The organism is Citrobacter sp. R56 (genome assembly GCF_016811995.1).
In the GTDB taxonomy this organism is placed as follows: domain Bacteria; phylum Pseudomonadota; class Gammaproteobacteria; order Enterobacterales; family Enterobacteriaceae; genus Citrobacter_D; species Citrobacter_D enshiensis.
This window is the reverse complement of record NZ_CP069159.1, coordinates 187,517-209,309: the sequence shown is the minus strand read 5'-3', so window position 1 is coordinate 209,309 and position 21,793 is coordinate 187,517. Positions and strand designations below refer to the sequence as shown.

Here is a 21,793-nt window from a genome sequence, read left to right as displayed (position 1 = left end):
TTTTCGCCCGATGGCGCTTCGCTTATCGTGCCTACGCTTTTAACCTGGAACTCCTTTACCCATGCTCAGTTATCGCCACAGCTATCACGCTGGCAACCACGCCGACGTCCTTAAACACACCGTTCAGAGCCTGATCATCGAGTCGCTCAAAGAGAAAGAAAAACCGTTTCTCTATCTGGACACCCATGCGGGCGCTGGCCGGTATCTACTGAGTGGCGAGCATGCTGAGCGCACCGGGGAGTATCTGGAAGGCATCGCGCGCATCTGGCAGCAGGATGATTTACCGACTGAGCTGGAGCCGTACATCTCCGTCGTGCAGCATTTCAACCGCAGCGGTCAGCTACGTTATTACCCTGGTTCGCCACTGATTGCCCGTCAGTTGCTGCGTGAGCAAGACAGCCTGCAACTGACCGAACTGCACCCGAGCGATTTCCCCCTGCTGCGCTCCGAGTTTCAGAAAGATGAACGCGCCCGTGTGGCGCGCGCCGACGGCTATCAACAGCTGAAAGCGAAATTACCGCCGGTTTCCCGTCGCGGACTGATCCTCATCGATCCGCCTTATGAAATGAAAACGGACTATCAGGCCGTCGTCAGCGGGATCAACGAAGGGTATAAACGTTTTGCCACCGGCACCTACGCGCTGTGGTATCCGGTCGTCCTGCGTGCACAAATCAAACGCATGCTCAAAGAGCTGGAAGCCACCGGTATTCGCCGTATTCTGCAAATTGAGCTGGCAGTCCGCCCGGACAGCGATCAACGGGGTATGACGGCATCCGGCATGATTGTGATCAACCCGCCGTGGAAGCTGGAACAACAGATGAATGCCGTACTGCCATGGCTGCACAGCAAGCTGGTTCCGGCAGGCACCGGTCATACCTCGGTAAACTGGGTAGTGCCAGAGTAATCACAGCCATCGGTGGAACCTTTTAAGTCTCGCGCTACAATCGCAGCAATCAACGATTAAGGACAAAAGTCATGACCAAACACTATGATTACATCGCTATCGGCGGCGGCAGCGGTGGTATCGCCTCCATTAACCGCGCGGCCATGTACGGCCAGAAATGTGCGCTGATTGAAGCCAAAGAGTTAGGCGGCACCTGCGTGAACGTCGGCTGCGTACCGAAGAAGGTGATGTGGCATGCCGCGCAGATTCGTGAAGCGATCCACCTGTATGGCCCGGATTACGGCTTTGACACCACCATTAACGCGTTCAACTGGAACACGTTAATCGCCAGCCGTAGCGCCTACATCGACCGTATCCACACCTCATACGATAACGTACTGGGCAAAAATAAGGTTGATGTGATCAAAGGCTTTGCCCGTTTCATTGATGCGAAAACCATTGAAGTGAATGGCGAAACGATCACTGCCGACCATATTCTGATTGCTACCGGCGGTCGCCCGAGCCACCCGGATATTCCGGGCGTGGAATACGGTATCGACTCAGACGGCTTCTTTGAATTGCCCGCGCTGCCGGAACGCGTTGCGGTCGTCGGGGCAGGTTACATCGCGGTTGAACTGGCGGGTGTGATCAACGGTCTGGGCGCTAAAACGCATCTGTTCGTGCGTAAACACGCGCCGCTGCGCAACTTTGACCCGATGATCACCGAGACGCTGGTCGAAGTGATGAATGCCGAAGGTCCTCAGCTTCACACCAACGCCATCCCGAAAGCAGTGGTCAAAAACGCCGACGGCAGCCTGACGCTGCAACTGGAAGATGGTCGCAGCGAAACCGTTGATTGCCTGATTTGGGCTATCGGTCGCGAACCGGCAACCGATAACTTCAATCTGGCGGCAACGGGCGTGAAAACCAGTGAAAAAGGTTACATCGTCGTCGATAAATTCCAGAATACGAATGTGGATGGCATTTACGCGGTGGGCGATAACACCGGCGCCGTAGAGCTGACGCCAGTGGCAGTGGCGGCAGGTCGTCGTCTCTCTGAGCGTTTGTTTAACAACAAACCGAACGAGCATCTGGACTACAGCAACGTTCCGACCGTGGTCTTCAGCCACCCGCCGATTGGCACCGTGGGTCTGACCGAACCCCAGGCGCGCGAGCAGTATGGCGACGATCAGGTAAAAGTGTACAAATCGTCATTTACCGCGATGTACACGGCGGTGACCTCTCACCGTCAGCCGTGCCGCATGAAGCTGGTTTGCGTGGGGCCGGAAGAGAAGATTGTCGGTATCCACGGTATCGGTTTCGGTATGGATGAAATGCTGCAAGGCTTTGCGGTGGCGCTAAAAATGGGCGCAACCAAAAAAGACTTCGACAACACTGTCGCCATCCACCCCACCGCGTCAGAAGAATTCGTTACTATGCGTTAAGTTTCGAATGCCCCTCCCCGGAGGGGCATTTTTTTACCCTTCATCAGTCGCTTTCAAACGAATACTCTGATTTTTTGTCCGCTATTGTTGTAAATCCCTCTGGCGATAACGGCTTATAAATCATCAAGTCACGAGATATACGCACGCGTTCCCCTCGGCCATAAATGTGAACCACCGCACACTTTGCACCCCGCGCACCGAAGCGAATGTCTACGCTTAAAAAACAGCCGGGCAACACCCGTATCTTTTACGACGCAATCCGGAGGTCCTTCTTATTATGCTCAACCAGAAACTGCAACACGTTCCATCCGACGAAATGACGATCGAGGTTGATCTGATTTATGAAACGGATCCGCACGAGTTAAAGCTGGATGAAATGATCGAGGCAGAGCCGGAACCCGAGATGATTGAGGGGCTTCCCGCCTCCGACGCGCTTACGCCAGCCGATCGATACCTCGAACTGTTCGAGCATGTGCAATCCGCCCGAATCTTTGCCGACAGCAAAACTTTCCCGGACTGCGCGCCGAAAATGGATCCGCTCGATATCCTGATCCGCTACCGGAAAGTCAGACGACACCGTGATTTCAACCTGCGACAGTTTGTGGAAAACCACTTCTGGCTGCCGGACGTGTGCTCCACGGAATATGTCTCTAACCCGGAAAATTCGCTGAAAGAACATATCGACCAGCTCTGGCCCGTGCTGACGCGCGAGCCGCAGGATCACATTCCGTGGTCTTCGCTGCTGGCGTTACCGCAGTCCTACATTGTGCCTGGCGGGCGATTCAGCGAAACCTACTACTGGGACTCCTATTTCACCATGCTGGGGCTGGCAGAAAGCGGTCGCGGAGATCTCCTGAAATGTATGGCGGACAACTTCGCCTGGATGATTGAGAACTACGGCCATATTCCGAACGGCAACCGTACCTACTATCTGAGTCGTTCACAGCCGCCGGTGTTTGCCCTGATGGTCGAACTGTTTGAAGAAGATGGCGTCCGCGGCGCGCGGCGCTACCTGGACCATCTGAAGATGGAGTACGCATTCTGGATGGACGGCGCGGAATCACTGATGCTCAATCAGGCGTATCGTCACGTCGTCCGCATGCCTGACGGTTCGCTGCTTAACCGTTACTGGGACGATCGCGACACCCCGCGTGACGAGTCGTGGCTGGAGGATGTGGAAACCGCCAAACATTCCGGTCGCCCTCCCAATGAGGTGTATCGCGATCTGCGTGCTGGCGCGGCTTCCGGCTGGGATTACTCATCCCGCTGGCTGCGCGATACAGCGCGACTGGCAAGTATTCGCACCACCCAGTTTATCCCGGTCGATCTCAACGCCTTTTTGTTCAAACTGGAGAGCGCCATTGCCAATATTTCTGCGCTAAAAGGCGACCGGGAAACTGAGACCCTTTTTCGCCAGAAGGCAAGCGTTCGTCGTGCCGCCGTGAACCGCTACCTGTGGGATGACGATAATGGCTGCTATCGGGACTACGACTGGCGGCGCGAGCAGATGGCCCTGTTCTCCGCCGCCAGCATTGTACCTCTGTATGTCGGCATGGCGACCCATGAACAGGCCGATCGCCTGAGCAGCGCGGTTCGCAGCCGCTTACTGACGCCCGGTGGGATTATGGCGACCGAATACGAAACCGGCGAACAGTGGGATAAACCCAACGGCTGGGCGCCGCTACAGTGGATGGCTATTCAGGGGTTCAAGATGTATGGCGATGATGCCCTTGGTGATGAGATTGCCCGTAGCTGGCTACAAACGGTGAACCATTTTTACCAGCATCATCATAAACTTATTGAAAAATACCATATCGCGGGCGGCACGCCGCGTGAAGGCGGCGGCGGTGAATATCCCTTACAGGATGGGTTCGGCTGGACCAACGGCGTGGTGCGTCGCCTGATTGGATTGTACGGGGAGCCGTAGCTCCCCCGCTATCCGCGAATCTCCTTATAAATGGCGGTCTGGATCTTCAGCCATTTCTTGTTGTCCGCGCTGGGTTCGGCGCGGACACGTAATGTCGCCTGCTCAGCCTCATGTTTTTGGCGCGCCACGACCGCAGGCACCGTGCAAAAACGTTGCAGATACAAGGCGTGTTCGGCGGTCAGCGTCGCGCCGTTCGACATGGCGTGTCCCAGGGTATTGATAAACCGCCGACAGGGTTTAAGCTCATCCATCTGCGAAGGGTAACGTAGCAACAATTGCAGCACGTCAGTATTTCCCAGTGAGAAAGCCTGCTCGGTCCAGGCTAACTGCCAGTTCATCCCGCCCTGTAAAAACAGGGTTGTGACATGGGTGTCATTCCTGTCAATAGCCGCCCGCATGTTAAAGGCATCCCAGGTGATCCCCTTCTGCGTGAGGCTCTCCCGCGGTGAAGACGCTTCCCGTTTTGGCTCATTCTGTACGCTCTCAACACCCGCCGCAGTGGGCGGTTCTTGCGAACTGAATAACCAAATTCCGCCCCCCAGTATCGCCAGCACCATGACGCCGACAGCGCCCCACAGGGTGCCGGAGATCAGCTGTTCCCGCTCTTCAGCGGTACGTTGCGGCCGTTTGCGCGGGGGTTCTATCGTTTCACCGATCTCTTGCTGCTCGCCACCCGCCTGGTGATTAATATGCCGCGCACGTTCCCAATACTGTTCCAGTGGCGCGTCATTGACAATCAATAACGAGGCGGGATTCACCCGCGTACGCCCGCGCTCAAACGCCCGCTGTACCGGGCGGGTAATCTGCTGATACTGGCAGGAGAGCAGCGTCAACTGCGCCGCCGTGAGCGGTTCTCCGGCAATCACGCCATTACGCGCCTGTCGACAGTCGTCAAGAAATTGCCGTAGCGTCGCACGGGGTTCAACAAACAGTGTCAGTACCGAGGTGTCGTTAAACACCCCGGCGTAGTGGCGGGCGAAGCTCTTTTTATCGACGACCATCAGCGCCAGTTCACTAAAACACATTCCACTGAGCGCTTCCTGGCCATCACCCTGTTTAATCCAGCGCCTGAGACGATCGCCGCCAAAGTGCTGTTTTAAATACGCATTCAGTGACTGGCTGTCCGGCCAGACCTGCGCCACCAGCCCTTTTAAAACCAGCTCAATCACGCGAAGCTGGCGCTCTGCACGCCGTTGTTGGCTTTCATCGCTGGCGTCTACGTCAGTGAGATATGTGAGCAGCGGCTGGCACTGGCGTAACTGTTCCAGCGCGGTGACGAAACGCAGCGCGGCAATGAGCTGATTCTCACTTACGGCCTGTCCGTTTTCATATTGCGGTACGCATTGCTGGAGATGGCGCAACCGTAGGGTAAACTGGCTGAGTTGTGCGTCATCCATATGCAGTCGTTTTGCGATGGCATTCCAGCCGCCGAGGTTCAAACGGGCCTGATCCAGTTGTTCGAGAAACCAGCGCGGATCTTTCCCTTCGGAGGCATGGACCCCTAACAACAGCAAAATTTCTACCGATGCGTGGCGGATAATACCCAGACAGTGCTCAAAGGTAGTGCTTGTCGTCTGTAAAACGCTGATCGTCATTATCATCCTTAATTTAAAAAACGCCCACCTGGGGTAACACCGTTCACTTCAGCCAATGAATGAGGGGAAACACCGGGATTTGGTTCCCGGAGGGACGCCAAACCCGGTGGTCGCCCCGGATATCTCGGTCTTAAACTAACGGTGTTACCTCCAGAGGGTTCGTAATATTCATTTTAATTATCTGTTTTTATAGATATAACAAGTTAAACATATATAACAGTGACCACGACGTGAACATTGAGAAAATTATTCGGAGGTATGCTTGTGCCCGTACTGAAAACCTCTCGCCTGACCTGTCGCCCGATTGAGCCTGCCGACTGGCCCTTTTTTCTCTCGCTACAGCAACACCCTGACGTGATGCGCTATGTGGACGATGCGCGTAGCGAAGCAGACATTCGCGAGGCCTTCGACTCCCGATTGCCCGAATGGCAGCCTGGAAGCCCTCACTGGCTGTGTCTGATCCTTTGCGACAACGAAACGGGCAAGCCGCTTGGCATCAACGGTTATATTCATCGCGGGAAAGATTGCGCCGAAGTCGGGTTCCTGCTGGCTCCCGAAGCTCAGGGAAAAGGTTATGGGGCAGAGTCTTTACGCGCCGTCTGCGACTATGCTTTTTCCACGGGCGGTCTGCGGCGACTGACAGCCTGCGTCACCGCAGGTAATCAGGCTTCTCGCCAGTTGCTGGAGAAAACAGGATTTGTGCTGGAAGGGACGCTGCGCGAAAGCTACTGGTTGCAGCAACGCTGGCAGGATGACTGGCTCTTTGGCCTGTTAAAGCATGAGTGGCGCTGATATTCGCTCGCCGATGCTACTCCGGCGGACAACCTCACCCGCCGGATCGCATCGACCCCACGCTTACAGGAACATGCCGCCTGACACTTCGATCCGCTGCGCCGTCATCCACCCCAGTTCATCACTGAGTAATGCGGCAATGGCATCACCAATATCCCCCGGCAAGCCTGCGCGTCCCAACGCAGTTTGCGACGCAACGTAGGCGTTCAGTTCTTTGTTGTCTCGCAGTCTGCCGCCGCCAAAATCAGTCTCAATCGCGCCAGGCGCAATGCTGTTCACTGTGATCCCACGCTCCCCTAACTCTTTGGCCTGATAGCGTGTCAGCACTTCCATCGCCCCTTTCATTGAGGCGTAGGCCGCGTACCCCGGCAGGGCAAAACGGGCCAGCCCCGTTGAGACATTCAGGATCCGTCCCCCATTTTTAATCAGCGGTAACAGGCGCTGGGTCAGGAAGAAAGGGCCTTTAAAATGGATGCTCAATAATTCATCAAACATGGCTTCCGGCGTGTCTGCAAACGGCGCATACAGGCCAATACCGGCATTGTTCACTAAATAATCAAACGTCTCGCGATTCCAGACACTTTTCAGTTGTGTTTTGACGTCGCGGGTGAATGTCGAAAAACTGGCAATATCACTGACGTTCAGCTGTATTGCCACCGCTTTCCTCCCTTTTTGCTCAATTTCAGCGACAACATCCAGCGCCGCCTGCTGCTGGCTATTCCAGGTGAAAATAATATCCGTTCCCTTGTCTGCCAACTTCAACGCCGCGTTTTTACCCAGTCCACGGCTGCCGCCGGTCACTAATGCGATACGTTGTGTCATAAGAAACCTCATTTCAGCTGTTGTGAAGATTGAGAAAGAGCTTATTAGGTGATAGAAAAACAATAAATATAGCCAGATGCGCATCACTGTTTCACACGGAACAACAATAGGCGGTCGGGATGGATAAAATTCACGCAATGCAGTTGTTCATTCGCGTCGCGGAACTGGAGAGTTTTTCGCGCGCCGCCGAGACATCCGGCCTCCCTAAAGGTAGCGTATCTCGCCAGATTCAGGCGCTGGAGAACCTGCTCGGGACGCAGCTACTGCACCGGACCACCCGACGCGTTCAGCTCACGCAGGACGGTATGGTCTATTACGAGCGCGCCAAAGATCTGCTGAGCAATCTTGATGAGCTGGACGGGTTGTTTCAGCACGACCCCAAAAGCATCAGCGGTAAACTGCGAGTGGATATGCCGGTGGGCATTGCCAAAAACCTGGTCATGCCGCAGCTCCCGCAATTTTTGCATCAGTATCCGGGGATTGAACTGGAACTCAGCAGCAGCGACCGCCTGGTCGATTTAATTCGCGAGGGCTTTGACTGCGTCGTGCGCGTTGGCGCGCTGAAAGATTCTGGATTGATCGCCCGCCCGCTGGGGAAGCTGTCGGTTATTAACTGCGCCAGCCCCCAGTATCTGGCGCGCTTTGGCTATCCGGAGAGTCTGGAAGACCTGGCCTCACACGCAGTGGTGCACTATTCCCTGAATCTGGGCACACGGCCGCAGGGTTTCGAAGTCGCAACGGCCAATGGAACGCAGTGGATTAAAACGGGCGGCATATTAACGGTGAACAGCACCGAGACCTATTATGCGGCTTGCCTGGCGGGTCTGGGCATCATTCAGGTGCCGCGCGTTGGGGTGCGCGATGCGCTGCGCGCAGGAACGCTCATTGAAGTGTTACCGCAGTATCGCGCCGACACCATGCCGGTATCACTACTGTATCCACACCGTCGCAACCTTTCCCGCCGGGTTCATCTGTTTATGGAGTGGTTAACCGGGGTGATGAAAGGTTATGTGGATTAGCGTCTGGCCGCACTTTTCGGGAAGCCGCCCTGAGAGACTATACTAACCCGATAGCAGACAAAAAAAGGACTATCGACCTGATGATGCAGGAAAATGACGTAAAACGCCCGGATCAGGAACTGGAGCACGACCCGATTCAAACAACAGAGACTGACGCGCATGAAGCGTCAGAGAAAAGCGGCAAAGCCCACAAGACGCTGAAAACCGTCACCACGACAGCGCAAAAGATCCAACGCCAGCCCGTGATTGCCCATCTTATCCGTGCAGCAGAACGTTTTAATGACCGACTGGGAAACCAGTTCGGCGCGGCCATTACCTACTTCTCGTTTCTGTCGATGATCCCCATTCTGATGGTGTCATTCGCCGCCGCCGGTTTTATTCTCGCGTCGCACCCCACGCTGCTCCAGGATATCTTCGAAAAAATTCTGCAGAACGTCAGCGACCCCACCTTAGCCGCTACCCTGAAAAGCACCATCAATACCGCCGTTCAGCAGCGTACCACAGTCGGTCTGGTCGGTCTGGGGATCGCGCTCTATTCCGGCATCAACTGGATGGGGAATCTGCGGGAAGCGATTCGCGCCCAGTCGCGGGACGTGTGGGAACGCACGCCGCAGGATCAGGAAAAAATCTGGATAAAATACCTGCGTGACTTTATCTCCCTGATTGGCCTGTTGGTCGCGTTGATTGTCACCCTCTCCATCACCTCCATCGCCGGGTCCGCCCAGCAGATGATCATTTCGGCGCTGTATCTCGACAGTATCGAATGGCTGAAACCCGCCTGGCGGCTGATCGGACTGGTCATTTCAATCTTTGCCAACTACCTGTTGTTCTTCTGGATTTTCTGGCGATTGCCGCGCCATCGCCCGCGTAAGAAAGCGCTGATTCGCGGAACATTTATTGCTGCCATCGGCTTTGAAGTCATCAAAATCATCATGACGTGGACCCTGCCCGCACTGGTGAAATCCCCTTCCGGCGCCGCATTTGGCTCAGTGCTGGGTCTGATGGCGTTCTTCTATTTCTTCGCCCGCCTGACGCTCTTCTGCGCGGCCTGGATTGCCACCGCGCAATACAAAGACGATCCACGGATGCCGGGCAAAACACACCGTTAAATCATTCATGGGGCTGATGAAAAACAAAAAATATCAGCCCCGCTCGCCATTTCAGAATATAAATCCAGTCCTTAACTTTTATTTAACCAAAAACCAGTTTTATTATCTAAGTTTAAAAATCTGTGAAGCATTTCATAGAAGCGAAATCGCTGACCTAAAAATTATCCCCTTTTTGTCGCTTTTCTGAGCAAAATCCCATTTTGTTACATATTGAAATGTCTCTTTTGCTGTGCGTAATATGGCCATTCGTTCGCCAAAAAATAAGAAAATACTATGCAAGCAACCGCCACAACACTCGACAACGAACAGGAACACACACCGGTCAATTCGCGTAATAAAGTCGTCATCGCATCACTCATCGGCACCGCCATTGAGTTTTTCGACTTTTACATTTACGCCACCGCCGCCGTGATCGTGTTCCCCCATATTTTCTTCCCACAGGGCGATCCTGCGGCAGCCACGCTACAGTCGCTTGCCACCTTCGCCATCGCCTTTGTGGCGCGCCCGATTGGCTCCGCCGTATTCGGCCATTTTGGCGACCGCGTTGGCCGCAAAGTGACGCTGGTAGCTTCACTGCTGACAATGGGGATCTCCACCGTCATCATTGGTCTGCTGCCCGGCTACGCGACGATCGGTATTTTCGCCCCGCTGCTGCTGGCGCTGGCACGTTTTGGCCAGGGGCTGGGTCTTGGCGGTGAATGGGGCGGCGCGGCGCTGCTGGCGACGGAAAATGCGCCGCCGCGCAAACGCGCGCTGTACGGCTCCTTCCCTCAGTTGGGCGCGCCTATCGGTTTCTTCTTTGCCAACGGTACGTTCCTGTTGCTCTCCTGGTTACTGACCGATGAGCAATTCATGAGCTGGGGCTGGCGTGTACCGTTTATCTTCTCTGCGGTGCTGGTGATTATTGGTCTGTATGTGCGTGTCTCTTTGCACGAAACGCCGGTATTCGCGAAAGTCGCCGCCGCCAAAAAACAGGTAAAAATTCCGCTGGGAACCCTGCTGACAAAACATGTGCGCGTCACGGTGCTTGGCACATTTATCATGCTGGCGACCTATACGCTGTTTTATATCATGACTGTCTATTCCATGACCTTCAGTACCGCTGCCGCCCCTGTGGGCCTCGGTATGTCGCGTAACGACGTATTGTGGATGCTGATGATGGCCGTCATTGGATTCGGCGTGATGGTGCCAGTTGCGGGTCTGCTGGCCGATGCCTTTGGGCGTCGTAAAAGCATGGTCATTATCACCACGATGATCATTCTGTTTGCGCTGTTCGCCTTTAAACCGCTGCTGGGTTCCGGTAATCCGGTGCTGGTCTTCGCCTTCCTGCTGCTGGGATTGAGTCTGATGGGGCTGACTTTCGGTCCGATGGGCGCGTTGCTGCCGGAGTTGTTCCCGACCGAGGTACGCTACACCGGTGCGTCGTTCTCCTATAACGTCGCGTCGATTCTCGGTGCCTCTGTCGCCCCCTATATTGCCGCGTGGTTGCAGGCAAACTACGGTCTGGCGGCGGTGGGGATTTACCTGGCATCAATGGCGGGGCTGACGCTGATAGCACTCCTGTTAACGCATGAGACGCGCCACCAGTCGCTGTAATGTGAGTGCCGGATAAGCGACATGTTGCCCCGGGACGCTATCGTCCAGGGGCAACATTATCTCTGAATTATGAGCCAGGTACGCACACAACGCTGGAGTTCGGGGTTAATGTTTGCGCGACCACCACGACAGGCTTACATGGCGAAGGTGCTGGCTTACCGGAAAACAGGTTAATTAACCCCATTAACAGGCACAGTGCAATAATGAGGGAATAGGGCAAATGAACAAAATCCTGAAAGGCGGCCTTTTTTAAGCGAACAAGACGGCTTACCGGCTTATAATATCGTTCATACTTATAAATAGGGTTATTCTTTGCATAGGACTTAAACCACCAATTATAAATCTGAAATGGTGCGGGGTTTTTAAATAAAATATCAGGGTCTTTTCGAAAATGCGCTTCAATAACTCTGATACGACTCGCGATAGCGTACTGGAATGTTTTCCATTTAGCTTCAAGATACCAAAAGCAACAGGCGATCAGTGCAATTGAAAAAAGTGTCAGAAAGGTGATGGGTTTATCGCCATTGGTTCCTAACGCAAACCCGGCAATAGATCCTGCACCTATCCAGCCTTTTATAAGCAAGGCTCTTCGGTCATAATCTTCATATTGATCCTGTAGCTTTAAGTATTCATCTTTAAGAAAACTGTCGTGTTGGTCTGTCATTGACGTATCTCCAGTCACAGATTTTCCCGGAGGTGTTCATAAGTAGCCTTATCATCTGCTTATGAACCTGAGGCCACAAACACACATTCCATTTTCAATACACTGATATTTAATAAAATAATTGTATCCCACGCTTAAGAAATTGCGTGCCTGGTTAATTTATAGAGTTAAAACAACGGCTGATACATAGTAAATTAGAATGAATTTGCTATTCCAAAAACCACTAAAACCCTATTGCATCTTCCGACAGATATGATCATCGCCTTACGAAGAAAGGTGAACGCATATTTTCTGGTACACCTAAACTTTTCTTATTATGCGTCTGACGATCAACCCTTTTGTTTTACACATTAATAATTCTTTCTCTGATAAATTATCATATGGTAGACAGCGATATTGCTAAGATATTAAAAATATCATTAACAGCATTTTGCGAAATAAATATCTAAACATTCACAGGTTCCTGTCGATATCCCAAAAAATTCCTGGAACGAAAACAGGCCTGGTTATATGACGGCCTGTTTAGCCCTTATCTACTTCTTCATCTGCGACAGAATCGTCCGGCACTGATTAGCATCGCCTTCGGAAGGCGAAATCAGCGCCAGCAGCGCGGCAGCGGGGGTCACTAAGGTTGCCAGCGCCGCGGCAACCGCACCTCGTGCTATCAATGCGCCGGCCTTCACGCCCGCCTGTGGATTCTTGAACGTCCCACGCACGTACAGCGGTGAACGCAGAGTAATGATACGAATCCCTTTACTCTCCGGATCAATGGTTAAATCAAGTTGTTCAGAGGCAAAACTGGCCGTTCCGGTGACGTTAATCACTGCATTTTCCGTATCAAAAGCAAAGAGTTGTGGGCGTGCTACGCCATTGGTAATGTCGAGATTCGCCGCCGCGCAATTCACTCGCACTTCGTCATCGCCAAATATTTGCCCAACAATAAAGTTACCTACGTTCAATCCAACAATTTCCATCAGATTCCGGCTGACCAGACCGTCGTTCATCAACAGTTTCAGATTGCCATTACTGTTGCCTAACAGCGCCGCGATGGAGTTCCCGCTGCCACGAATCTGGGCATCCCCGTTCATCTCGCCGAGAGTTTTTTGCATTAATTCCACGTCAGGCATCAATGCCTTGAGCTTAAGGCGACGCGCCTGGATTTCCGCCCGCCCTTGCATGGGTTTCTTGTCCCCTTCCAGATGAATGTTGGAGACGATGCTGCCGCCCGCCAGACCAAATTTCAGCGGCTGCAGGCGCAAATCGGCGTTCTTCAGGATGATGTGTGTGGAAAGATCGCTAATCGGCAGGCTGCTACCGTGCTCAATGCGCCGCCCCTTAAAACGCACATCGGCATCCATCACATCCCATTTATCGGTTTCAAAGCGGTCATAAGGCAGGATTTTGCCCGCAGGCTGAAGGTCTTTCTCACCTTTGCGTTGTTCAGTTCGGCTCCCTTTACCGGAGTCCACGCCAATCAACGGGCCGAGATCGGCCAGCCGAAGCTGGCGCGATTCCACATCGCCTTCCAGTTTTGGTCGCGGCTTGCCAGTGGTATAGGTCAGCGAGCCATGAATATCGCTGTCGCCAATCCGCCCGTTAAAGTTGCGATAATCAAAGACAGAGGATTTCTCCGCGTCGATTTTCGCCACCAGCCGCCCGTCCGTTTCAAACGGCGGGGTGTCGGGCAGCAGTACGCCTGTCAGGTCGTATAATTCGCCCAGCGAATCACCGGAAAATTTGAGCTGAAGATCGACTCCGCCGATCCTGCCAGGATCGTTCACTACGCCCACCAATGCCACGCGGGTGTTGCCCGAACGAAAGTCGGCCTGCACCGGGAACGGCGTGCCTTCGCTGCGTAAGGCCAGCATGCCGCCAATTTTACCTGTTCCTGTAAGCGGCTCGCCGTTGTAGCGCCCTAGTACCTTCAGGCCAAAAACATAATCCCCAACCCTGGCGGTGGTGTGGCTATCTTTCGCACCCGTCAGTTCATGAAAGGGCAGCGGTTTGCCCAGCGGATCGACCAGGATCTCGACGTCAGCCTTGCTCACCTGGTCGTTGATCGCGACACGGCCTTGATCAAACAGAATATTATCCAGCCGGAAAGACCAGCCCGACGGCGGTGCAGACGGATCGTTGCGATCGTCGCCCGCTACATTAAACGTCCAGTTATTGTTTTGTTCAGACAGGCGAATGAGGCGGGCATCCGGTTTCACCAGTTTGATCCACGGAAGCCAGACGGTTTTGGTCAATAACGCCAGAGGCGCCAGCGTGGCTTCAACGCGCGGCAGGTGCACCATGGTGACATCCGGGATATCCGGCGGATTACCGAGAATAATGTCTTCTGCGTGGACGTGCGGCCACGGAATCCAGCTACGCCAGCCTGTTTCCTGCGGCTGACGTTCCCACACCACCCCGAGGTCGCCCCGTATGGCGAAGGGTCGATTGAGTTCGGTAGAGACTTTCTGGTTGATGGTCGGTTTGAGGCGATTCCAGTCAAATGTCGCGATCAGAATGATGAGCACTGCGATCAACAACAAGAAAGTCCCTGATATTGCAGCCGTTATTTTGCCTGCTTTCGTCATAGGTTACGTCCTCGCTTCTTTCCTTGCCTGTCCTAAAGATAGTCCAGCAGGCGAAAAAGGAGGCAGGCAGTGTCCGGGAATACCGCGTCAACCACGCGACATTACGGGAGACAGCCCAGCATTACAGCGTCAAAATCACCTCTTCGAGGGTGTCCAGCGCGACCGGGCGCGACAAGAAATAGCCCTGCGCGGCAAACGCTGGCGAGTTCTGCACATCACGCCACTCTTCCAGTGTTTCAACGCCTTCGACAATGACACCACGGCAATAACGGTTCATCAGTTGCAGCAGCAAAGTGAACAGATTTCGCCCCTCTGGGGTTTGCCGCAGCATGACAAACAGATCCCTGGCGACTTTTATGTAGTCGTAACGCACTTCACTGAGCGCGGAGAAGTTTGCCATTCCGGTCCCAAAGTCATCCAGCCAGAGCGGGCCAAACTCGCACATTGAGGCAAACGATGAATCTTTTGGCAGGCGGATGTGCTCTACCAGCTCGAAGCGCAGCCAGGGCAGACGTTCAATCGTTTTGAGGATATCGCTTTGTTGGCGCATGGCGATCAGCGTCGGGCCGTCGACGTTCACCGAGGCCAGCAAATCATGCTGTCGGAAAAAGCGTTCATTCTTTTCCAGCAGAGCGAGTTGCTCTTCTACAACATCGATACGGTGTCGCACCGTCACTTCGGCAAAATAGCGATCCGGGGCCAGACGTTGAGCGGGATTATCAGGATGTGTCACCACCGTCAGCAGTTCGACAGCCATCAATCGTCCGCTGGTCTGATAAATCGGTTGATAGGTATAAGCCCGCTCGCACTGCAGCCAAAAGCGCCGCTCCTGCAAGCTTTCGATGCTTGCATCAGGAATGCTTAGCTGCTGGATAACCTGCTTTATCATCTCAGATGTCCTGTGTGTGAGAGTGTGACTGCCCGGACTCGTCAAAGGTTATCGGCGCTTAAGCGGAGAACTTTATGTTCAGTCCCTTGCAAAATAAAAAACAGATCGCCAAAAAATCATCACAGAATACGCGTTGGCTCAAAAAAATAATGGAACGTTGTTTTAATATGGTTGACCACTAAACACCCACAGCGCACACTACCGCTATTATTTTCAGAGCAGGTTCACGACTATGTCCAAAAAGATTGCCGTGATTGGCGAATGCATGATTGAGCTGTCACAGAAAGGCGCAGACGTTCAGCGCGGATTCGGTGGCGACACGTTGAATACATCCGTTTATATCGCCCGCCAGGTCGATTCTGCGGCATTATCCGTTCACTATGTCACAGCACTGGGCACTGATAATTTCAGCCAGCAAATGCTGGATTCCTGGCAGGGTGAAAACGTCGACACCTCCCTGACGCAACGCATGGAGAACCGTCTGCCGGGTCTCTACTACATTGAGACCGACAGCACTGGCGAGCGCACGTTCTACTACTGGCGTAATGAAGCCGCCGCGAAATTCTGGCTGGAGAGCGAGCAGTCTGCCGCGATCTGCGAGGAGCTGGCGACATTCGATTACCTGTATCTGAGCGGCATCAGTCTTGCAATCCTGAGTCCAACCAGCCGCGAGAAGTTATTGACCCTGCTGCGCGAGTGTCGCGCCAACGGCGGAAAAGTGATTTTTGACAACAACTACCGTCCTCGCCTGTGGGCAAGTATTGAAGAGACGCAGCAGGTGTACCAGCAAATGCTGGAATGCACCGACATCGCCTTCCTGACGCTGGATGATGAAGACGCGCTGTGGGGCGTAAAACCGGTTGAGGACGTGTTTGCACGCACCCATGCGGCGGGCGTACAGGAAGTGGTGGTAAAACGCGGTGCGGACTCTTGCCTGGTCTCAATTCAGGGTGAAGAACTGATCGATGTCGCGGCGGTGAAACTGCCGAAAGAGAAGGTGATTGACACTACCGCTGCGGGCGACTCTTTCAGCGCAGGCTATCTGGCTGTGCGTTTGACTGGCGGCACTGCGGTTGATGCAGCAAAACGCGGACATCTGACCGCCAGCACCGTCATCCAGCATCGCGGGGCAATCATCCCACGCGACGCAATGCCTCAGTAATGCTCATTATCAGGCCTACAAGACCGTAGGCCTGATAAGTGTAACGCCATCAGGCATCACACCATCGCCGGATGGCGGCGTTAACGCCTTATCCTGCCTACTGTGCCGCCGGGATATCAGTCACTTCAGGATGCGACTCATCCATTTCTACGCTGGTCGTGGCTGCCGCGGAAGCGACAGGTGCCATGATTTGATCCCATGTTGCCTGGAGATCCTTCATGTTGAACTCTGGCTCGCCTTTCGGTTGCAGCAGAATCAGTGCCATATCCTGCGATAACTGCTGACGAAGATCCTGATTCAGCATTTCAACAGTGAGGCTGTTGAGGAAATCCTGGCGTAGTTTCTGATACTGCTCAGGGGCGATATCCACCACCTGATTTTGCAGCGAACGCATGCGTTGGCTAATCAGGATGTCAGTATCGGTACGCGCGTAGGTCGCAAACAGCTTCTGCAATTCCAGACTCTTTTGCGCCACCAGCGCGTTAAATTCCTCTTCCGGCAGGCCATCGTTGCGAACTTTCGCCAGCTCACGCGCCACCATCCCCAGATTCGCATTCAGCCTGTCGTTGGCTGACTCGATGTTGATCGCGCACTGGGCGCGCAGGAACAGTACCCGGCAGTCGAAGCCCAGACCAATTTTCGCATTGTTCTTGCTCAACGTTTGCTGAACATGCCAGAACAGCGCTTCACGGGCTAAATCAGCACGCCAGTAGCGCAGCAATGCGGAGGATTCGCGGATAGGTTGCCACGGCGCGTCCCACATAATGGAAAGACGATCCTGGCGTACGGTATCCGTCATAATACTGACCGCTTCCGCACGTAACGGTGAAAGGGTCGGTACTGGCGCAGGCGTTTCACGCTTGCCTTTTAATTCGCCAAAGGTTTTGTTGATTTGCTCTGCAACCGAACGCGCATCAACGTTGCCGACAATAATCAGCGTCATCGCGTCCGGGGTGTACCATTTCTGGTAGAAATCTTCAATTTTCGCCGCATCGACCGGCTGTTTCAGCGGGTCTGCGGGGTCATGGCCTAACAATGCCGACCCTTTCAGACGATAGCGCCACCACCCTTCTTTGGTGTCCATCGGCCAGGTCGTGACCATATCTTCGCTGTTCAGCGCGTAATTCACCGTTTCCGGCGTGATCGTTAGGTTACCTGAGACAGTGGCCAGGTAAGAGAGTGCTTCTTTAAGCAGATCGTTACGGCTATTCGGCAAGCTGAGGTTATACAGCGTGGAATCATAGGAAACGATAACTGGCGGCATCGGGCGTTTAGGATCAAACCCTTGCTGCCAAAGTGAACGTGCTTGCGCGGCCTCCAGGCCGCCGCTTTGCGTCAGCGCAATACGCGGGATAGCATGGCTGAAACCGCTCTGTTGTGTGCTCTCGGCGAGAGAACCGGTATTGACCAGCAGGCGAACCTCAATGCGGTCGCTCGGGCGCTGCGGAGTGGCTAATACTTGCCACTGTAAACCATTTGCCAGCGTCCCCTGTTGCCATGCTGGATCGGGCTGGAGCGCATCAGCCTGCACATAGCCGGCAGCGGCCATCATCAGCAAACCGCCCGCTAAAAGTCGAATTTTTGTGCCCTGCATGTGAACCCCTGATCAACAATCCTGGTAATAAAAAGACAATCCTGAAAAAGGCTTATCTGAATATGACGTTAAAAACACTTCGTGTTAGACCGCAAGAACATGGAAATGTCACGGATGAAGTGTAAAAAAACCGAAGCCGCCCGATAAGGCGATTCTGGTGCAGGGGTCAATTATGCGCAAACACCCGCAGTCCTGGAAGGGACTGCGGGCATTAGAGGCGAGATTAAGAGGATATTTCGTGCGATTTGCCTTCCGGCGCACGATTATTCAGCACATCGTCGAGTTTTTTGTGGTCCAGTTCTTTCACCCATTTGGCGACCACGACTGTCGCCACGCCGTTACCGACCAGGTTGGTCAACGCACGGGCTTCAGACATAAAGCGGTCGATACCAAGGATCAGCGCCAGACCCGCAACCGGTAAATGCCCGACGGCGGAGATGGTGGCAGCCAGAACGATAAAGCCACTTCCGGTAACCCCTGCGGCCCCTTTTGAGGATAGCAGCAACACCACCAATAGCGTTATCTGATGGAAAATATCCATATGGCTGTTCGTCGCCTGCGCGATGAACACCGCCGCCATGGTCAGATAGATGGATGTGCCATCCAGGTTGAATGAATAGCCGGTTGGAATAACCAACCCGACGACCGACTTCCGACAGCCCAGTTTTTCCATCTTGTCGAGCATACGCGGCAACGCAGACTCGGAAGAAGAGGTCCCCAGTACAATCAGCAGCTCTTCACGGATGTAGCGAATAAATTTGAAAATGCTGAAGCCGGTTGCACGGGCGATCCCACCCAGTACTACCACCACGAACAGGATACAGGTGATATAGAAGCAGATGATCAACTGCCCTAACTGCACCAGCGACCCCACGCCGTATTTGCCGATGGTAAAGGCCATCGCGCCAAACGCACCGATAGGCGCCAGACGCATGATCATATTGATGATGCCGAAGATGACCTGCGAGAAGCTTTCAATCACGTTGAAAATCATCTGTCCTTTGCTGCCCAGACGATGGAGAGCAAAACCGAACATCACGGCAAACAGCAAGACCTGCAGGATGTTACCGCTGGCAAATGCACCGATAACGCTGCCCGGGATGATATCCATCAGGAAGCCCACGATCCCCTGGTCCTTCGCCTGCTCAGCGTAAATCGCGACAGCTTTGGCATCCAGAGTTGCCGGATCGACGTTCATCCCGGCGCCAGGTTGCACCACGTTAACAATGATGAGGCCGATGATCAGCGCGATAGTACTGACGACTTCAAAGTACAGCAGCGCAACCGCACCTGTGCGGCCAACGGCTTTCATGCTTTCCATACCTGCAATGCCGGTCACGACAGTACAGAAGATGACAGGAGCGATGACCATCTTAATGAGCTTAACGAACGCGTCGCCAAGCGGTTTCATTTGAGCGCCTAATTCAGGGTAGTAATGGCCAAGGAGTATACCAATGGCGATTGCTGTCAGGACCTGAAAGTAAAGGCTTTTGAACAGAGAGGTTTTCATAGGGTGTCCTTGAAGTAAAAACCACAGGCCTTGTAAGGTTATGATTGACCTGCGGCCTTAAAATAACACCCCGACAACATGACAGAAATGTACCTGGATCATAATTGAAACAAAAATGTTAAAAAGTTTGAACTGGCTCGCACAAGCCCGACCTTTTTTAACTTTTGTAATCAGGCGATACGTCTTTCAGGTAACGATCTTCAAACACTTCAGCAGGAACAGGACGGGCAAATAAGAAACCTTGCGCTACTTCGACACCCGCTTTTGCCAGCCAGTCACGCTGCGCTTCCGTCTCCACGCCTTCTGCAATCATCTGTAAATTGAGGCTACGCGCCATCAGGATAATTGCGGTGACCATGCTGTTATCTTCCGGTAACCCATCAACAAACATTTTATCGATTTTAAGCACATCGACCGGCAGCGACTTCATGTGTTGTAGCTGGCGTAACCCCGCGTATCCCATACCAAAATCGTCCAGCGCAATACGGACGCCTGCGTTACGTAATGGGCGTAAGATCGCCACTGCGGCATGAGGGTCGTCAATCCGGCGGCTTTCTGTCACCTCCAGAATCAATGTGCCCGGCTCAATACGGTAACGGTTTAATAACTCCAGCAGATCCGACACCATACTCGGGTGCATGAGCTGCAACGCGGAGAGATTCACGGAAAGCGGCATCATCTGACCGCGCTCTTGCCAGGCTGAAAGCTGGCGGCAAGACTCTTCCAGCACCCAATGGCCGACCGTCACCATCAGGCCACAGGATTCAATGCGTTCAATCAACCCTTCAGGCAGCTCCCAGCTTCCATCCGGCTGCTGCATACGCAACAACGCTTCTGCGCTCAGCACCTTGCCACTGGACATCTCCACCTGCGGCTGTAACCAAATGGAGAACTGGTGATTATCCAGCGCGCTAAGAATATCGCTCTCTTCAGTCAGGCGTTGCTGCGCCAGCTCCATCTGTTTCGGATCAAAGAACTGAATTTGATTTTTGCCTTTTCGCCGCGCGGTAAAGGCGGCGGACACCGCGCGACCGTACAGCTGTTCCGCGCTCAGATCGCCATAAAACATCGCAACACCAATGCTACAGCTGGGGCGCAGTTGTATGCTTTCGATCGGCAGCCGCTCATTAATGATAGTGAGCACTTGCTGACCTAATGTTATCGCATGCCACGGCTCTTTGACGCCGTGGGCGATGATCGCAAAGTCGTAACCGCTCACCTGGGTGAGCACCATCCTCGGCGCCAGCACGGATTTCATCTTTTCCACCAGCGTCAGCAGCAGGATTTCCCGCTGCGTCTCTTTAAGCACGCCAGCGGTATCCCGCAGTGTTTCGCACGTCACAATCATCAATGCCGTCGTCTGTTGGCGCGCCACCACCTGCTCCAGCATTCCCATCAGGAACGCTTTATTCGGCAACTCTGAAACCGGAAAACGCATCGCGTTGTCCGTTTGTTCTTCGTTGTAACGCAGCAAAATCTGCTGGTTCAGGTTGTAACTGCGCACCAGCATGCCAATTTCATCATCCTGATGCAGGCGTGGTAGCGTCAGCTGATGCCCAATCAGGTCTTCTTGCGAAACGTTATTGAGCTCACGCGCAATGTTACGCAGCGGGTGCAAAATCAGGCGGTTCACACACCAGGAGATGGCCACCGTGAGCACCAGCGACAAAAGTAAGTAAATGGTCACTAACGTGGAGACGGTACTCATGACAAACTTATACATGCGGAACGAGTCGGCCTGGAGCACCAGATACGCCAGCGGCTGTGGGTTGGCCGGGCGTTCAAGCGAATAAACCGGTAGCGAGATCTGTACCGGCAGCTCGAACAGGCGCGTGATCATGACCGGCACCGGGCGCTCGGGAATAAAGCTGATGCGCAGCGCCTGAAACTGATTAGGCAATACGACATCGGCGCGGCTGACCACTCCGGCAGGTCTAATACTGACAAGAATAGATTCCGCTTCGGGGATATCGCCCTTGAGTATTGCCGCAGACAAAGGTTCCCGAACAGAGCGAGCGATGCTTTCCAGTTGCGTAGCCGTGTTATAGCGGTTCTGCTGTACCAGATGAAACAGCAAAACGGTGCAAAATATAAAAACGAACACCATGACAACGGCCGCAACCATCGCCATCTGCTTAATTGTTAACGAGCGACTGACGCGCAAATTGACTCTCCAGGGATATCTTTAAAAGCCGCCAGAGTAT

General features: G+C 53.7%; 16 protein-coding genes. 8 read left to right on the top strand and 8 right to left on the bottom strand.

Going from position 1 to position 21,793, the window contains the following annotated elements:
- Positions 1-61: 61 nt before the first annotated feature.
- From JM656_RS00945 to JM656_RS00935, 3 genes are all read left to right on the top strand, one after another.
- Entirely contained in the window at positions 62-904 is an 843-nt protein-coding gene (locus tag JM656_RS00945; protein ID WP_203359661.1) for a 23S rRNA (adenine(2030)-N(6))-methyltransferase RlmJ, read from the top strand.
- A 71-nt stretch (positions 905-975) separates the two neighbouring features.
- On the top strand, positions 976-2,328 hold the full coding sequence (gorA, locus tag JM656_RS00940) for a glutathione-disulfide reductase (protein WP_203359660.1): 1,353 nt from the start codon (positions 976-978) through the stop codon (positions 2,326-2,328).
- 277 nt (positions 2,329-2,605) lie between these two features.
- Entirely contained in the window at positions 2,606-4,255 is a 1,650-nt protein-coding gene (locus JM656_RS00935) for an alpha,alpha-trehalase (protein WP_203359659.1), read from the top strand.
- 8 nt (positions 4,256-4,263) lie between these two features.
- On the opposite strand, the gene JM656_RS00930 is transcribed toward JM656_RS00935, so the two are convergent.
- A complete protein-coding gene (locus tag JM656_RS00930; protein WP_203359658.1) occupies positions 4,264-5,850 on the bottom strand; it encodes an STY4199 family HEPN domain-containing protein in 1,587 nt (528 codons plus the stop codon).
- Between the two features lie 264 nt (positions 5,851-6,114).
- Between JM656_RS00930 and JM656_RS00925 the strand changes: the two genes are divergently transcribed.
- Complete coding sequence (locus tag JM656_RS00925) at positions 6,115-6,642, top strand: GNAT family N-acetyltransferase (protein ID WP_203359657.1); 528 nt, start codon at positions 6,115-6,117, stop codon at positions 6,640-6,642.
- 63 nt (positions 6,643-6,705) lie between these two features.
- Here JM656_RS00925 and JM656_RS00920 read toward each other — a convergent pair whose 3' ends face one another.
- A complete protein-coding gene (locus tag JM656_RS00920; protein WP_203359656.1) occupies positions 6,706-7,464 on the bottom strand; it encodes an SDR family NAD(P)-dependent oxidoreductase in 759 nt (252 codons plus the stop codon).
- 119 nt (positions 7,465-7,583) lie between these two features.
- Between JM656_RS00920 and JM656_RS00915 the strand changes: the two genes are divergently transcribed.
- From JM656_RS00915 to JM656_RS00905, 3 genes are all read left to right on the top strand, one after another.
- Positions 7,584-8,483, top strand: coding sequence for a LysR family transcriptional regulator (locus tag JM656_RS00915; protein WP_203359655.1), 900 nt, complete (start codon positions 7,584-7,586; stop codon positions 8,481-8,483).
- An 80-nt stretch (positions 8,484-8,563) separates the two neighbouring features.
- Positions 8,564-9,592 carry an inner membrane protein YhjD gene (gene yhjD / locus JM656_RS00910; RefSeq protein WP_203359654.1) on the top strand — a complete coding sequence of 343 codons (1,029 nt, stop codon included), beginning with the start codon at positions 8,564-8,566 and terminating at the stop codon, positions 9,590-9,592.
- 273 nt (positions 9,593-9,865) lie between these two features.
- On the top strand, positions 9,866-11,188 hold the full coding sequence (locus JM656_RS00905; RefSeq protein ID WP_203359653.1) for an MFS transporter: 1,323 nt from the start codon (positions 9,866-9,868) through the stop codon (positions 11,186-11,188).
- Between the two features lie 67 nt (positions 11,189-11,255).
- Here JM656_RS00905 and JM656_RS00900 read toward each other — a convergent pair whose 3' ends face one another.
- From JM656_RS00900 to pdeH, 3 genes are all read right to left on the bottom strand, one after another.
- Positions 11,256-11,852 carry a hypothetical protein gene (locus tag JM656_RS00900; RefSeq protein WP_203359652.1) on the bottom strand — a complete coding sequence of 199 codons (597 nt, stop codon included), beginning with the start codon at positions 11,850-11,852 and terminating at the stop codon, positions 11,256-11,258.
- Between the two features lie 533 nt (positions 11,853-12,385).
- Positions 12,386-14,434: an AsmA family protein gene (locus JM656_RS00895; protein WP_203359651.1), complete on the bottom strand. Its 2,049-nt coding sequence runs from the start codon at positions 14,432-14,434 to the stop codon at positions 12,386-12,388.
- Between the two features lie 121 nt (positions 14,435-14,555).
- Complete coding sequence (gene pdeH / locus JM656_RS00890) at positions 14,556-15,323, bottom strand: cyclic-guanylate-specific phosphodiesterase (RefSeq protein ID WP_203359650.1); 768 nt, start codon at positions 15,321-15,323, stop codon at positions 14,556-14,558.
- 232 nt (positions 15,324-15,555) lie between these two features.
- Here pdeH and JM656_RS00885 point away from each other — a divergent pair, with 232 nt between their 5' ends.
- Positions 15,556-16,485, top strand: a complete 930-nt coding sequence (locus JM656_RS00885; RefSeq protein ID WP_203359649.1) for a sugar kinase — start codon at positions 15,556-15,558, stop codon at positions 16,483-16,485.
- A 97-nt stretch (positions 16,486-16,582) separates the two neighbouring features.
- On the opposite strand, the gene JM656_RS00880 is transcribed toward JM656_RS00885, so the two are convergent.
- The 3 genes from JM656_RS00880 to hmsP form a co-directional block, all read right to left on the bottom strand.
- Positions 16,583-18,079 carry a pitrilysin family protein gene (locus JM656_RS00880; RefSeq protein ID WP_203359648.1) on the bottom strand — a complete coding sequence of 499 codons (1,497 nt, stop codon included), beginning with the start codon at positions 18,077-18,079 and terminating at the stop codon, positions 16,583-16,585.
- A gap of 223 nt (positions 18,080-18,302) precedes the next feature.
- Positions 18,303-19,589 (bottom strand): dicarboxylate/amino acid:cation symporter, encoded by a 1,287-nt coding sequence (locus JM656_RS00875; protein ID WP_203359647.1) that lies wholly within the window; start codon positions 19,587-19,589, stop codon positions 18,303-18,305.
- A 157-nt stretch (positions 19,590-19,746) separates the two neighbouring features.
- Entirely contained in the window at positions 19,747-21,753 is a 2,007-nt protein-coding gene (hmsP, locus tag JM656_RS00870; RefSeq protein ID WP_203359646.1) for a biofilm formation regulator HmsP, read from the bottom strand.
- Positions 21,754-21,793: the final 40 nt, after the last annotated feature.

Bases quoted from the DNA above. Each gene is read 5' to 3' on its own strand.
- JM656_RS00945 (WP_203359661.1), top strand. From the start codon at position 62: ATGCTCAGTTATCGCCACAGCTATCACGCTGGCAACCACGCCGACGTC.
- gorA (WP_203359660.1), top strand. From the start codon at position 976: ATGACCAAACACTATGATTACATCGCTATCGGCGGCGGCAGCGGTGGT.
- JM656_RS00935 (WP_203359659.1), top strand. From the start codon at position 2,606: ATGCTCAACCAGAAACTGCAACACGTTCCATCCGACGAAATGACGATC.
- JM656_RS00930 (WP_203359658.1), bottom strand. From the start codon at position 5,850: ATGACGATCAGCGTTTTACAGACGACAAGCACTACCTTTGAGCACTGT.
- JM656_RS00920 (WP_203359656.1), bottom strand. From the start codon at position 7,464: ATGACACAACGTATCGCATTAGTGACCGGCGGCAGCCGTGGACTGGGT.
- JM656_RS00915 (WP_203359655.1), top strand. From the start codon at position 7,584: ATGGATAAAATTCACGCAATGCAGTTGTTCATTCGCGTCGCGGAACTG.
- yhjD (WP_203359654.1), top strand. From the start codon at position 8,564: ATGATGCAGGAAAATGACGTAAAACGCCCGGATCAGGAACTGGAGCAC.
- JM656_RS00905 (WP_203359653.1), top strand. From the start codon at position 9,866: ATGCAAGCAACCGCCACAACACTCGACAACGAACAGGAACACACACCG.
- JM656_RS00900 (WP_203359652.1), bottom strand. From the start codon at position 11,852: ATGACAGACCAACACGACAGTTTTCTTAAAGATGAATACTTAAAGCTA.
- JM656_RS00895 (WP_203359651.1), bottom strand. From the start codon at position 14,434: ATGACGAAAGCAGGCAAAATAACGGCTGCAATATCAGGGACTTTCTTG.
- pdeH (WP_203359650.1), bottom strand. From the start codon at position 15,323: ATGATAAAGCAGGTTATCCAGCAGCTAAGCATTCCTGATGCAAGCATC.
- JM656_RS00885 (WP_203359649.1), top strand. From the start codon at position 15,556: ATGTCCAAAAAGATTGCCGTGATTGGCGAATGCATGATTGAGCTGTCA.
- JM656_RS00880 (WP_203359648.1), bottom strand. From the start codon at position 18,079: ATGCAGGGCACAAAAATTCGACTTTTAGCGGGCGGTTTGCTGATGATG.
- JM656_RS00875 (WP_203359647.1), bottom strand. From the start codon at position 19,589: ATGAAAACCTCTCTGTTCAAAAGCCTTTACTTTCAGGTCCTGACAGCA.